Raw genomic sequence first — 12,707 nt, 5'->3', positions numbered from 1 at the left:
TCAGGCGACGGCCAGCAGGGGCAGGGCCTGATCGGTCAGGCGCGCGTCGCCGGCCGCCAGGACGCGGCCGTCGGCGTCGTGCGGCGCTGCGCCACGCCAATCGGTGAAGCGGCCGCCCGCCGCCTCGACCAGGGGCTTGTGCGCCGACCAGTCCCAGACCTTCAGCTCGCTCTCGGCCACCAGATCGATGCGCCCGGCCGCGACCATGGCGTAGGCGTAGCCGTCGCAGCCCAGTCGGGCCAGGCGGGCCGAGGCGCGCAGCCGGTCCCAGGCGGCGCGGTCGGCGCCGACGAAGATCTCGGGATCGGTGGTGGCGATCAGGGCCTGGCCCAGATCGGGGCAGGCGCGGGTCTTCAGCGGGGTCTCGCATCCGCGCTTCAGCAGGCGTGCGCCCGACGGGCCGCCCAGGAAGACCTCGTCCAGATAGGGCTGGCCCACGGCGCCGATCACGGGCGCGCCCTCCTGGCGCAGGGCGATCAGGGTGGTCCACAGGGGCAGGCCGGCGATGAAGGCGCGGGTGCCGTCGATCGGATCCAGCACCCAGACATGGTCGGCGTCGGGGCGATCCTCGCCGTATTCCTCCCCGATGACGCCGTGGTCGGGATAGCGGGCGGCGATCAGGCGGCGGATGGCCGCCTCGGCGACGCGGTCGGCCTCGGTCACGGGGTCGAAGGCGCCGGGACCGCCCTTGTCCTCCTGGGCGAAGTCGCCGCGGAAGAAGGGCAGGGCGACGCGGGCCGCTTCATGCGACAGGGCGACGGCGAAGGATTCCAGCTCGGTCATGCCCCGGCCATACACCGCCCGGAGCGTGATGGCTCAAAATTCATTGAATCAAGGGGTCATTGATCTGGGGCGGCGATCAAGCGGCGGCGGCCAGGGGCGCGTCGGGCCGGGGCTGGCTGTTGTCGGGGCTTTCGCCCGCGCCGTCGTAGAAGTAGCTGACCGGCGTCTGCAGCGCTTCGGCCAACTCCCACAGACGGGCGGCCGAGATGCGGTTGGCGCCGCACTCGTACTTCTGGATCTGCTGGAACCGTATGCCGACACGGTCGCCCAGTTGCTGCTGGGTCAGGCCCAGCAGGCGGCGACGGCGGCGCAGGCGACGACCCAGGTGAAGGTCGATCTCGGCGGGCATGACGACTCTCCTGTCTCCCTCGGCCTGTGCCGAATCGGCACGGACGAGGCGTTTCGCCGCAAGCGTCGTGCCGTTGTCGCCCTTGACCCGCGGCGCAACCCGACACCCGCCCGCGCATTAACGGCGAAGGCAGTGAGCCTTGCAGGAAGGAAGAAGCATGGGTGGATTTGGATTTATCGCCTGGATCATCATCGGCATCGTCGCCGGCTGGCTGGCGGAAAAGATCATGAAACGGGATCACGGCCTGCTCACCAACCTGATCGTCGGCGTCGTCGGCGCCCTGATCGGCGGGTTTTTGGCCAATAATCTGCTGGGCGTGGACGCGGCGGGCAACTGGATCGTGGGGGTCATCGTGGCCACCATCGGCGCGGTGGTTCTGCTGTTCCTGCTCGGTCTGGTGAAGCGGCGCACCTGATCGCCGTTTATCAAACAAGAAAAAAGGGGCGGCCCGTCGGGCCGCCCCTTTTGCCGTCGAACCAGACGATTTAGTGAGGTTCGTCGCCGTGCGGTTCGTCGCTGGTCGGCTCATCGGCCGGCGGCGTGTCGGCCGGAGGGGCGTCAGCCGCTGCGTCCGGGGTGGGTTCAGCCGTGTCCGAGGCGATCGGAGCGGCCGACTGAATGTCCGAGGCGCTGGCGTCGACGACGATGTCGGCGCCGTCCTGACGGATGCCGGCCAGCGGCACCGGGCGGACCTGGCCATCGGCGGTGCGGACGGTCAGTTCCTGGCCGTTGGCGCCGTTCTGGACGCCGACCAGCTTGCCGATCTCGGCGCCGTCGCTGCCCTTGACGGTCGAGCCCGGCGTGAGGGTCAGGCTCTGGGGGGCCGCGGCCGCCTCAGCGGGAGCCGGTTCGGGCGTCTGCGGCGTCGTGGCGTCCTGGGCGAAAGCCGGGGCGGCGATGAGGAAGGCGCCGGCGATGCCGGTCAGCAGGGCGGTCTTGCGGATCATGAGAAACTCCTGAAAGGGCGAGCCCGGCGCTCGCGAAAAAATGAACCCCCGTGATCTCTGATGGTTTCCTCTGCCCTGAAATGACCTTTTACTCGCCCCAAACGACCGATTCTTGCTCTTCGGAGGTTGATTGACCAAACCGAGCGCAAAACACGACCCTTGGCGGATCACGCGTCGCCTGGCGGGGCTGGCCTATGAGCTGACGCCGCAGATGTTCGCGGTCGCCACCTTCCTGCTGGGCGGGGTGATGTTGCTGTCGGCGGTGACGCCCGCCTTCAGCGACCGGCTCAGCGCGCTCGGACGCTTCTATCCGCCGTTGCTGATCGACCTGTCCCACTTTGCGGCCAGCGTGACGGGCTTTGTCCTGCTGCTGATCTCTGCGGGGCTGTGGCGGCGTCGGCGAGGCGCTTATTACGCGGCGCTGGCGGTCCTGTTGGTGGGGGCGGTCTTCTCGCTGATGAAGGGGCTGGACTGGGAGGAGGCGATCGAGCTGACCCTGGCGGCGGCCCTGTTGACGCCGTGCCGTTCGGCCTTCAATCGCCGCTCGCGCCTGGGCGAGCCGCTGCGGCCGGGCTGGCTGCTGATGCTGGCGGCGGCGGTGGCGGCCATGCTGTGGCTGGGCTTCTTCGCCTATCGCGACACCGCCTATACCGACGAGCTGTGGTGGACCTTCCTGGTCGACAAGCAGGCTTCGGGCTTCCTGCGCGCCGGGGCGGTGCTGGCCCTGCTGACCCTGGCGGTCGGGGTGCGCTCCCTGCTGACGGCGCCGGGCGCCCGCAGCCACGGCCCCGCCTCACCCGCTGATGTCGAACGCGCCCGTCAGGCGCTGGAGACGGCCGAGATCGCCACGCCCGAAGCCAGCCTGGCCCTGCTGGGCGACAAGGCCCTGTTGTTCAGCCCGTCGGGGCGCAGCTTCATCGCCTATCGCGTGCGCGGCCGCCGCTGGATCGCCATGAGCGAACCGGCCGGGCTGAAGGAAGAGCGGCTGGAGTTGTTGTGGGCCTTCGCCGAGATGGCCGACAGCTACGGCGGGGCGGCGGTCTTCTATTCGGTGAGCGAGGGGCTGCTGGCCGACCTGGCCACCCTGGGACTGGCCATGCGCAAGGTGGGCGAGGCCGCCGTGATCGACGCCGCCCATTTCACGACCGAGGGCAAGGGCAAGCAGAACCTGCGCACCGCCGTGAACCGGGCCGAGCGCGAGGGCGCCAGCTTCGAGGTGGCCCCGCCGGGCGCGGCGCGGGCGCTCGAGGCCGAGTTGCGCGCCGTGTCCGACGCCTGGCTGAACCACCACAACGGCTCGGAGAAGGCCTTCTCCCTGGGCCGGTTCGACATCGACTATCTGGACCGTTCGCCGATCGCCGTGGCGCGTGAGAACGGCCGCATCGTCGCCTTCGCCAATCTTCTGGTCGGGGCGGGCGGGCGCGAAGCGATGATCGACCTGATGCGGCATGACCCCGAGGGGCCGCACGGGATCATGGATTATCTGTTCACCCGCACGGCCCAGTGGGCGCGCGAGCAGGGCATGGAGCGGCTGGATCTGGGCATGGCGCCCCTGTCGGGTCTGGAGGACCGCCGCATGGCCCCGGTCTTCGCCCGCGTAGGCGCCCTGGTGTTCGAGGAGGGGGGCGCCGTCTACGGCTTCCAGGGCCTGCGCGCCTACAAGGCTAAGTTCGGCCCCGTCTGGCGGCCGAAGTTCATCGCCGCTCCCACGACCACGCCCTTGGCGCTGGCCCTGCTGGACGTGGCCCTGCTGACCAGCGGCGGCTGGCTGGGTCTGCTGGGGCTGAAGAAGTAGCGACCGCGCAAAAAAAGGCGGCCCGCAGGGGCCGCCTTCTTCGTTTCGGCTGGTCGCCGGGATCAGTCGGCGCGGACGCGCTTCTTGCGGAAGGAGGGGTTCAGGACTTCCTTGCGCAGGCGGATCGACTTGGGCGTGACCTCGACCAGTTCGTCTTCCTCGATATAGGCGATGGCCTGTTCCAGGCTCATCTTGCGCGGCGGGGTCAGGCGCACGGCCTCGTCCTTGCCCGAGGCGCGGACGTTGGTCAGCTGCTTGCCCTTGATCGGGTTGACGTCCAGGTCGTCGGAGCGGCTGTTCTCGCCGATGATCATGCCCTGATAGGTCTTCTCGCCGGCGCCGACGAACATGACGCCGCGCTCTTCCAGGTTCCACAGGGCGTAGGCCGCCGTGTCGCCGTCCGAGTTCGACACCAGCACGCCCTTCAGGCGGCCCTCGATGGCGCCCTTGTGGCCTTCATAGTGGCTGAAGACGCGGTTCAGCACGCCCGAGCCGCGCGTGTCGGTCAGGAACTCGCCCTGATAGCCGATCAGCGAGCGCGACGGGCACTTCAGCTGGATGCGGGTCTTGCCGGCGCCCGAGGGGCCCATGTCGGTCAGCTCGGCCTTGCGGGCCGACAGCTTCTCGATGACCACGCCCGAGAATTCGTCGTCGACGTCGATGACCACGTCTTCGATCGGCTCCATGCGTTCGCCGTTCTCGCCGGTCTGATAGACCACGCGCGGACGGCTGATCGACAGTTCGAAGCCCTCGCGGCGCATGTTTTCGATCAGCACGCCCAGTTGCAGTTCGCCGCGACCGGCGACTTCATAGGCGTCCGAGCCCGGCGTCTCGGTGATGCGGATGGCGACGTTGGCCTCGGCTTCCTTCAGCAGGCGGTCGCGGATGACGCGCGACTGCACCTTGTCGCCTTCGCGACCGGCCAGCGGGCTGTCGTTCACGCCCACGGTCATCGAGATGGTCGGCGGGTCGATCGGCAGGGCGTCCAGGGCGTCGGTCACTTCCAGGGCGCACAGGGTGTCCGCCACAGTGGCCTTGGACATGCCGGCGATGGCGACGATGTCGCCCGCCTCGGCGCCCTCGTCGACCGGCTGGCGCTTCAGGCCGCGGAAGGCCAGCACCTTGGTGATGCGGCCCTGCTCGATGGTCTTGCCGTCGCGCGACATGGCCTTGATGGCCATGCCCGGAACCGCCTTGCCCGAGTGGATGCGGCCGGTCAGCAGGCGGCCCAGGAAGGGATCGCTTTCGATCAGCACGTTCAGGATCTGGAACGGTTCGTTGACGCGATCCTGGGCGGCCGGGGCCGGGACGTGGTCGACGATCAGATCGTACAGCGGGTGCAGGTTGTCGTTCGGCTGGGCCAGGTCCAGCGTCGCCCAGCCCGAACGGCCCGAGGCGTAGATGACCGGGAAGTCCAGTTGCTCGTCCGTGGCGCCCAGGGCGGCGAACAGGTCGAAGGTCTCGTTCAGCACGCGGTCCGGGTCGGCGTGGGCGCGGTCGACCTTGTTGATGCAGAGGATGGGACGCAGGCCCATCTTCAGCGCCTTGGTCAGCACGAACTTGGTCTGGGGCATGACGCCCTCTTCGGCGTCGACCAGCAGGACGCAGCCGTCCACCATGCCCAGGATGCGCTCGACCTCGCCGCCGAAGTCGGCGTGGCCCGGCGTGTCGATGATGTTGATGCGGGTCTCGCCGGCCTTGCCGTTCCACAGGATCGAGGTGCACTTGGCCAGGATGGTGATGCCGCGTTCGCGCTCCTGATCGTTGGAGTCCATGGCGCGTTCTGTGGTCGCCTCATTGGCGCGGAACAGGCCCGACTGGGCGAGCAGGGCGTCGACCATGGTCGTCTTGCCGTGGTCAACGTGGGCGATGATGGCGATGTTGCGCAGGTTCATTTCGGGCTCGGGCGGACTGTGTTCGGTCACGGAAGGGCCGCGCCGCTGCAAGAAGATTGCAGAGAAGGGAAGGGTTCGGCGCGCCTCTTACAGGGATGCGGGCCAAAACGCCAGTCCAGTGCGTGATCGAGGCTGAGCGCCCGTCGTCTCGCGATCAACCCAGGGGCAGCAGGGCGATGACGCCCAGCGCCAGAAGCCCGATCAGCAGGGCCGACAGGGCGGCGACGGCGGCGACGCGCGGCCCGGCGCGAACTACGGCGCGCGGATCGACCATCAGCCCCAGCGCCGCCATGGCGATCAGCGTCAGAGCCGAGACCGATGCCTGCAGCGGCGGCAGGATCGCCTCCGGCAGCCAGCCCAGCGACCGGACGGCCATCAGGGCCAGGAAGACCAGGATGAACCAGGGGGCCATCTGGTGCAGCCTGGGTCCGCGCCCGGCTTCGCTCTGTTTCGAGCGCATCAGGCCCAGCACCAGGCAGACCGGCCCCAGCATCAACACGCGCACCAGCTTGACCACGGCGCCCGTCTGGACGGCGGCCAGGCCGGCGGGGGCGGCGGCGGCCAGCACCTGAGGCACGGCGTAGACGGTCAGCCCCGCCAGCACCCCGACGCGCGTGGCGTCATAGCCCATCATGGCCCCGACCACGGGAACCAGCAGCACCACGGCGACGCCCAGAACGGCGGTGAAGCCGATGGCGGCGGCCACGTCTTCTCCCTCCGCTTCGATGACGGGGGCCACGGCGGCGATGGCCGAGTTGCCGCAGATGGCGTTGCCGCAGGCGACCAGCAGGGCCATGGCGTGCGGCAGGCCGAACGCCCGCCCCAGCGCATAGCCGCCGACAATGGCTGCGGCGACCACGCCGACGATGGCTAGAAGCAGCCACGGCCCCAGCGCCGCCACCGCCGCGCCTGAAACGGTCGCGCCCAGCAGGGCCACGGCGACCTCCAGTAGGGTCTTGGCGCTGAAGCTGATCCCCGGCGTCCACAACGACGAGGGCGTCCACGCCAGACGCAGGCCGGCGCCGATCAGGATGGCCAGGACCAGCCCCTCGATCCAAGGATGCTCGAACAGCCGGGTTTCGACGATCTGCAATCCATAGGCGACGGCGCCGATGGCCGCCGACAGCGCCACGCCGGGCAGCAGGCGCGCCAAGCCCGTCAGGCGACGAGAGGGAGCGGCAGGATCGAGGGCGACGGTCATGCGGCTCTTATCCGCTCCGCTCTCTGATCGATCCAACGCGTAGTTATGGACTTAACGATCAATATAATCGATCAATGGCGTATGACGCTGGAACAGCTTCGCATCTTCGTCGCCGTGGCCGAGCGCCTGCACATGACGCGGGCGGCCGAGGCGCTGCATCTGACCCAGTCGGCGGTCAGCGCGGCGGTCAATGCGCTGGAGACGCGGCACGGGGCGCGGCTGTTCGACCGGGTCGGGCGCGGCCTGGCCCTGAACGCGGCGGGAACGGCCTTTCTGCCGGAGGCCAGGGCGGTGCTGGCGCGGGCCGAGGCGGCCGAACGGCTGCTGGACGAACTGGCGGGGCTGAAGCGCGGCTCGGTGCGGCTGTTCGCCAGTCAGACCATCGCCGCCTACTGGCTGCCGCCGCGCATGGCGGCCTTCGCCCAGAGCCATCCGGGCATCGAGCTGCGCCTATCGATCGGCAACACCCATCAGGTGGTCGAGGCGGTCCTGGCGGGGGAGGCGGAGTTGGGTCTGATCGAGGGCGCCGAGGACGCGCCCCGACTGGAGCGGACGCGCATCGCCGCCGACCGGCTGATCGTGGTGGCGGCGCTGGGACATCCGCTGGCGGATCGGGAGCGGATGTTGGGGGCGACGGAGCTGAAGGCGCTGGACTGGGCCCTGCGCGAGGCGGGATCGGGCACCCGCAGCGAGTTCGAGGCGGCCCTGCCGCGCGGCATGGACGCTTCTGACCTGAAGACGGCGCTGGTGCTGCCGTCCAATGAGGCCATCCTTACGGCGGTGGCGGCCAGCGCAGGCGGCGGCCTGGTCACGGCGATCTCGGAACTGGCCGCCCGGCCCCTGATCGAGGCGGGGCGGCTGGTTCGTCTGCCGCTCGAACTGCCCGAGCGGCCCTTCTATCGGCTGCGACACCGCGAGCGCAGCGCCAGCCGGGCGGCGGAGGCCTTCGCCGCCGCCCTCTAGCCGGACTTAGACCTGAGCCGAACGGCGGCGCACCCAGGCGTAGAGGGCGTAGGTCAGGACAGCGAAGGCGATCAGCCCGGCCCACATGGCGGGCCAGCCGCTGTCGGCGGGCAGCAGGGCGAAGGGCGCCTCCTTCTTGGTGCCGACGATGACGGCGGCGGTGAAGACGCCGAACAGGCTCTCGCCCACGATAAGGCCGGACGCCAGCAGCACGCCCATGCGGCGGGCCACATCGGCGTAGCGGGTCGACTTGACCGCCCGGTCGTACAGCCAGCCGCAGACCGCGCCGATGACCAGCATGGTGGTGACGGCGGCGGGCAGATAGACGCCGATGCCCGCAGCCAGCGGCGGCAGCTTGATCCGGTCCTTGGTGGCGCGGCGCAGGATCACGTCGAGGATGATGACCAGAACGCCGACCACCGCGCCGATGCCGATCAGATCCCAACGCAGGTCGCCGCTGATGACGCCCTTGGCCAGGGCCGAGATCAGGGTCGCCTGGGGCGCGGCCAGGGTCTGAGAGCCCTGGACGATGGCGGGCGGGCCGCCCTCGAAGCCGAAGGCCTGGTTCATCATGTCCAGCACGAAGGGGATGACCAGGGCGCCGGCGACGACGCCGACCAGCAGGGCCGTCTGCTGACGCCAGGGGGTGGCCTCGACCAGTTGGCCGGTCTTCAGATCCTGCAGGTTGTCGTTCGAGATGACGGCCACGGCGAAGACGATGGCGGTGACGATCAGGGCGAAGGCGATCACCGACGGATCGGCCGGCACGCCCGCTATGGCCAATACGCCCAGCATCAGCAGGGAGGCGATGATGATGGCCAGGATGCCGACGCCTGACACCGGGCTGTTCGACGAGCCGATCAGACCCGCCATATAGCCGCAGATGGCCGCCACCGCGAAGCCGATGACCACCACATAGACCAGGCCGCCGATCACCAGCAGCGGGGCCGAACCGGCCAGGGCGGTGCCCTGGGCGACGACAGCCAGAAGCACGGCGATGCCGACCAGGGCGGCGACCGACAGCAGGCCGACGATCTTGATGGGGATGTCTTGTTCGGTCAGTTCCAGCGCCTCGCCGTGGGCGCGGCGCGACTGGGCCGAGACGGCCGAGGCCAGGCCGGCGATCAGCGGTTTGGCCAGCTTGGCCAGGGTCCACAGGGCGGCCACGCCGATGACGCCGGCGCCGATGAAGCGGACTTCGCGCGCCCACACAGTCATGGCCAGGCCCTCGGCCCCGCCGTCGGCCGGCACGGTCGCGGCGATGGACGGCACGCCGTTTGCGGTCGCCCAGGCGACGAATTCCGGCGAGGTCAGGATGGGCACGAAGATCAGCCAGGCCAGGACCAGGCCGAACAGCTGGGTCAGACCGACCGCCAGACCGATCAGGTGGCCCGCGCCCAGCAGGGCGAACTGCATGGAGAAGCCGACGCCGGTCGCTCCGCCGCCCATGGCGGCCGGAAGGCGCAGGAAGGCGGTGGTCTCATGGGCGAAGACGCGGGCCGAGGCCAGGAAGCCGAAGAAGGCCGAGGCGATGGCCCCGCCGATGACCACGAACAGGCCGGACTTGTTCTCGCGCACGGCCTCTTCGGTCTGCTCCGCGCCGGGCGAGCCGACCTTCAGCACCTCGGCGGCGGCGACGCCCTCGGGGTAGGGCAGGCCGCCCTGGACGACCAGGGTGCGGCGCAGGGGAATGGAGAAGGTCACGCCCAGGACGCCGCCCAGGATGCAGATCATCACCGATTCCCAGAAGGGGAAGTTCATCCACCAGCCGATCATGACCAGACCGGGCAGGACGAAGATGATCGAACTCATGGCGCCGCCGACCGAGGCGACGGTCTGGACGGTCATATTCTCCCAGATGGTCGAGCCGCGGAACGCCCGCAGCAGGGCCATGGAGATGACCGCCGCCGGAATGGCCGAGGCGAAGGTCAGGCCGACCTTCAGCCCCAGATAGGTGTTGGCCGCCGTGAAGACCGCCGCCAGCACGCAGCCCAGGATCAGGGCGCGGATCGTCAGTTCGATGCGTTTGCCGGTTCCGGCGGGTTTGTCCGTCATGCGGGAGCCTCGTGAATTTGCCGGGAGGCTAAGCCTGAAAGCCAGGCCGTGACAACGGGGCGCGCCTCTTCTCTGACATCCTTTCAGCCGCTACCTCTGCATCCATGCCCGAATTGCCTGAAGTCGAAACCGTCCGTCGCGGCCTGGAGCCCGTGCTGGAGGGCGCGCGCCTGACCGCGCCGCGCCAGAACCGGCCGGACCTGCGCTTTCCTTTCCCTGAGCGCTTCATCGAGCGGCTGGAGGGGGCGACGGTGCTGCGGCTGGAGCGGCGCGCGAAGTATCTGCTGTTCCCCCTGTCGACCGGCGAGACCTGGGTGACGCATCTGGGCATGACGGGACGGTTCACCCTGGAGGGCGTCGCCCCCGGCGTGTTCGAGACGGACGCCCCCGTCGTCGGCAAGCATGAACATATGAGCCTGACGGCCGACCGGGGCGGGGCGCTGACGCGGCTGGGCTACGCCGATGCGCGGCGCTTCGGCTTCATGGGCCTGATCCCGACCGAGGCGGTCGAAGGTCACGCCTGGTTCGCCAAGCTGGGGCCGGAGCCGCTGGGCAACGCCTTCTCGGGCGCGCATCTGGCCGAGGCTTTCGCGGGTAAGGCGCAGAACATCAAGGTCAGCCTGCTGGACCAGAGCATCGTGGCCGGTCTGGGCAACATCTATGTATGCGAGGCCCTGTACCGGGCGCGCATTTCGCCCCTGACTGCGGCGGGCGAGATCAGCCGCCCCCGGCTGGAGCGTCTGGCGGCGGAGGTCCGCAATGTGCTGGGCGACGCCATCGCGGCGGGCGGCTCGACCCTGAAGGACTTCGCCAACGTCGAGGGCGGCCAGGGCTATTTCCAGCACCGCTTCGACGTCTACGGCCGCGAGCATGAGCCGTGCCGCACCGAGGGCTGTCGCGGCGTGGTGAAGCGCATCGTGCAGGGCGGCCGCTCGACCTTCTTCTGCCCGCTCTGTCAGAAGGGATGAGGGGTGTTCCTGTGAGCCGCCCGAGGCGCTAGACCTGCCCCGAACGAGTTGAGAGGAGCGCCTGATGGCCGACGCCTATTCCACCCTGCTGATCGAACGCCACGCCGACGGCTATGCGGTCGTCACCCTGAACCGGCCCGAAGCGCTGAACGCGCTGAACACCACCCTGACCGGCGAACTGGGCGACTTCCTGGAGAGCGTGGCCGACGACGACTGCGTGCGTTGCGTGGTCCTGACCGGCTCGGCCAAGGCCTTCGCGGCGGGCGCCGACATCAAGGAGATGGCGGATCAGGCTTATGCCGACATGTATCGCGGCAACTTCTTCGCCCGCGCCCACGACCGGGTGGCGAGCTTCCGCAAGCCGATCATCGCGGCGGTGTCGGGCTATGCCCTGGGCGGCGGCTGCGAGCTGGCCATGCTGTGCGACTTCATCATCGCCTCGGACACGGCCAAGTTCGGCCAGCCCGAGATCAACCTGGGCGTGGCCCCCGGCATCGGCGGCTCGCAGCGCCTGACCCGCGCTGTGGGCAAGGCCAAGGCGATGGACATGTGCCTGACCGGCCGGATGATGGACGCGGCCGAGGCCGAGCGTTCGGGCCTGGTCTCGCGCGTCGTGGCCGCCGACGCCCTGCTGGACGAGGCGCGCGCCGCCGCCGCCAAGATCGCCGGTCAGTCCATTCTGGCCGTCATGGCCAATAAGGAGCTGGTCAACGCCGCCTTCGAGACGACCCTGGCGCAAGGTGTGGTGTTCGAGCGCCGCCTGTTCCACTCCCTGTTCGCCTTCGACGATCAGAAGGAAGGCATGGCCGCCTTCGTCGAGAAGCGCAAACCGGCTTTCACGGGTCGCTGAATCCGCATCGGGGCCGGACGCTGCGGGGCGCAAACCCCGGCCCCGACTCAATTCCCGCCGGATCGCGTTGACCGTTCGGGGGCTTTCCGCTATAGCCGCCCGCTCTTGAGATTTTCTCGCCGTGGACGTGTGGTTTACGGCGTTTTCGTTCGAAGGTTTTTACCCGATGGCCAACAATGCAGGCGCCCGCAAGGCGATCCGCAAGATCGAAGCGCGGACCGAAGTGAACAAGGCCCGCCGCACCCGCGTGCGCACCTACCTGCGCAAGTTCCAGGAAGCCCTGACGGGCGGCGACGTCGAAGCCGCCAAGGCCGCCTTCATCACCGCCCAGTCGGAACTGATGCGCGCCGTGTCGAAGGGCGTGGTTCACAAGAACACCGGCTCGCGCAAGGTCAGCCGTCTGGCCGCCCAGCTGAAGAAGCTGTCGGCCGCCTGATTTCACAGGGCGCTCGGACGGGTCTTCACGGCTTCGTCAAACGGCGCAATGTGACGGCTACGGAGGGCCTGTAACAGGCATTTCGTAAAAGAATGTAAGAATTTCAACGGCGAGGAAGCGCAAGCTCCCTCGCCGTCTTGCTGTCTGCTCCTAAGTCGCGCTTACGGATTCGGGTTCTCGATTGAGGCGAAATCGCCATTTTCCCAAGCCCTGCCGAGGTTTGCCGGAGTCAATCAATTTAAGTGCGAATCTCGACTCGAATCAGCGTTGATCTCCGCCGCGCCGGGGGTAAGTTGAAGGGGTAACGCGCTTCCGTCCTGTTGGGATGAAGACGAGGGAAATCAATGGTTTCCCTTGGCGCGAGATGTCTGTCTGTGAGTACGACCCCGCTTGCGAAGCCCCGCTTCGCGAGGCGAGAGAAGTCGTCCCCGGACGTGGCGTCTCGAAGGGCGTTCGTCGGTGATA

11 protein-coding genes and 1 pseudogene are annotated in these 12,707 nt (G+C 68.9%); 6 read left to right on the top strand and 6 right to left on the bottom strand.

What is annotated here, in order from left to right; genetic code table 11:
• The gene (gene hisN, locus BJP32_RS04170) at nt 1–783 is read right to left on the bottom strand and encodes a histidinol-phosphatase (protein WP_076223051.1); all 783 of its coding nucleotides are present in this window, start codon (nt 781–783) and stop codon (nt 1–3) included.
• A 127-nt stretch (nt 784–910) separates the two neighbouring features.
• Nucleotides 911–1,132: pseudogene (locus BJP32_RS04165) on the bottom strand (helix-turn-helix domain-containing protein); the annotation flags it as partial.
• A gap of 157 nt (nt 1,133–1,289) precedes the next feature.
• Here BJP32_RS04165 and BJP32_RS04160 point away from each other — a divergent pair.
• On the top strand, nt 1,290–1,547 hold the full coding sequence (locus BJP32_RS04160; protein WP_040346361.1) for a GlsB/YeaQ/YmgE family stress response membrane protein: 258 nt from the start codon (nt 1,290–1,292) through the stop codon (nt 1,545–1,547).
• A 70-nt stretch (nt 1,548–1,617) separates the two neighbouring features.
• Here BJP32_RS04160 and BJP32_RS04155 read toward each other — a convergent pair whose 3' ends face one another.
• Nucleotides 1,618–2,079 carry a hypothetical protein gene (locus BJP32_RS04155; RefSeq protein WP_003166413.1) on the bottom strand — a complete coding sequence of 154 codons (462 nt, stop codon included), beginning with the start codon at nt 2,077–2,079 and terminating at the stop codon, nt 1,618–1,620.
• A 130-nt stretch (nt 2,080–2,209) separates the two neighbouring features.
• On the opposite strand from BJP32_RS04155, the gene BJP32_RS04150 reads away from it, so the two are divergent.
• On the top strand, nt 2,210–3,874 hold the full coding sequence (locus tag BJP32_RS04150) for a GNAT family N-acetyltransferase (protein ID WP_083673868.1): 1,665 nt from the start codon (nt 2,210–2,212) through the stop codon (nt 3,872–3,874).
• 62 nt (nt 3,875–3,936) lie between these two features.
• Here the strand turns inward: BJP32_RS04150 and typA are convergent, their stop codons facing one another.
• Both typA and BJP32_RS04140 read right to left on the bottom strand, forming a co-directional pair.
• Complete coding sequence (typA, locus tag BJP32_RS04145) at nt 3,937–5,769, bottom strand: translational GTPase TypA (RefSeq protein WP_003166411.1); 1,833 nt, start codon at nt 5,767–5,769, stop codon at nt 3,937–3,939.
• Between the two features lie 154 nt (nt 5,770–5,923).
• Nucleotides 5,924–6,970, bottom strand: coding sequence for a YeiH family protein (locus BJP32_RS04140; RefSeq protein ID WP_046652566.1), 1,047 nt, complete (start codon nt 6,968–6,970; stop codon nt 5,924–5,926).
• Nucleotides 6,971–7,051: 81 nt separating this feature from the next.
• Here BJP32_RS04140 and BJP32_RS04135 point away from each other — a divergent pair, with 81 nt between their 5' ends.
• Nucleotides 7,052–7,933 (top strand): LysR substrate-binding domain-containing protein, encoded by an 882-nt coding sequence (locus BJP32_RS04135; RefSeq protein WP_046652565.1) that lies wholly within the window; start codon nt 7,052–7,054, stop codon nt 7,931–7,933.
• A gap of 6 nt (nt 7,934–7,939) precedes the next feature.
• Here the strand turns inward: BJP32_RS04135 and BJP32_RS04130 are convergent, their stop codons facing one another.
• Complete coding sequence (locus tag BJP32_RS04130; protein ID WP_076223049.1) at nt 7,940–9,988, bottom strand: OPT family oligopeptide transporter; 2,049 nt, start codon at nt 9,986–9,988, stop codon at nt 7,940–7,942.
• A 104-nt stretch (nt 9,989–10,092) separates the two neighbouring features.
• Between BJP32_RS04130 and mutM the strand changes: the two genes are divergently transcribed.
• The 3 genes from mutM to rpsT all read left to right on the top strand — a co-directional run bounded on the left by mutM (nt 10,093) and on the right by rpsT (nt 12,242).
• A complete protein-coding gene (gene mutM / locus BJP32_RS04125; RefSeq protein ID WP_046652563.1) occupies nt 10,093–10,956 on the top strand; it encodes a bifunctional DNA-formamidopyrimidine glycosylase/DNA-(apurinic or apyrimidinic site) lyase in 864 nt (287 codons plus the stop codon).
• Between the two features lie 64 nt (nt 10,957–11,020).
• Complete coding sequence (locus BJP32_RS04120) at nt 11,021–11,806, top strand: enoyl-CoA hydratase (RefSeq protein ID WP_076223047.1); 786 nt, start codon at nt 11,021–11,023, stop codon at nt 11,804–11,806.
• Between the two features lie 166 nt (nt 11,807–11,972).
• The gene (rpsT, locus tag BJP32_RS04115; protein WP_040346357.1) at nt 11,973–12,242 is read left to right on the top strand and encodes a 30S ribosomal protein S20; all 270 of its coding nucleotides are present in this window, start codon (nt 11,973–11,975) and stop codon (nt 12,240–12,242) included.
• Nucleotides 12,243–12,707: the final 465 nt, after the last annotated feature.

The sequence above is a fragment of the Brevundimonas sp. ZS04 genome, from assembly GCF_001956865.1.
Classification (GTDB): domain Bacteria; phylum Pseudomonadota; class Alphaproteobacteria; order Caulobacterales; family Caulobacteraceae; genus Brevundimonas; species Brevundimonas diminuta.
Note: the sequence above shows the minus strand (reverse complement) of the source record. Positions and strands in the feature narration are given on the sequence as shown.

Bases quoted from the DNA above. Each gene is read 5' to 3' on its own strand.
- hisN (WP_076223051.1), bottom strand. From the start codon at position 783: ATGACCGAGCTGGAATCCTTCGCCGTCGCCCTGTCGCATGAAGCGGCC.
- BJP32_RS04160 (WP_040346361.1), top strand. From the start codon at position 1,290: ATGGGTGGATTTGGATTTATCGCCTGGATCATCATCGGCATCGTCGCC.
- BJP32_RS04155 (WP_003166413.1), bottom strand. From the start codon at position 2,079: ATGATCCGCAAGACCGCCCTGCTGACCGGCATCGCCGGCGCCTTCCTC.
- typA (WP_003166411.1), bottom strand. From the start codon at position 5,769: ATGAACCTGCGCAACATCGCCATCATCGCCCACGTTGACCACGGCAAG.
- BJP32_RS04140 (WP_046652566.1), bottom strand. From the start codon at position 6,970: ATGACCGTCGCCCTCGATCCTGCCGCTCCCTCTCGTCGCCTGACGGGC.
- BJP32_RS04135 (WP_046652565.1), top strand. From the start codon at position 7,052: ATGACGCTGGAACAGCTTCGCATCTTCGTCGCCGTGGCCGAGCGCCTG.
- BJP32_RS04130 (WP_076223049.1), bottom strand. From the start codon at position 9,988: ATGACGGACAAACCCGCCGGAACCGGCAAACGCATCGAACTGACGATC.
- mutM (WP_046652563.1), top strand. From the start codon at position 10,093: ATGCCCGAATTGCCTGAAGTCGAAACCGTCCGTCGCGGCCTGGAGCCC.
- BJP32_RS04120 (WP_076223047.1), top strand. From the start codon at position 11,021: ATGGCCGACGCCTATTCCACCCTGCTGATCGAACGCCACGCCGACGGC.
- rpsT (WP_040346357.1), top strand. From the start codon at position 11,973: ATGGCCAACAATGCAGGCGCCCGCAAGGCGATCCGCAAGATCGAAGCG.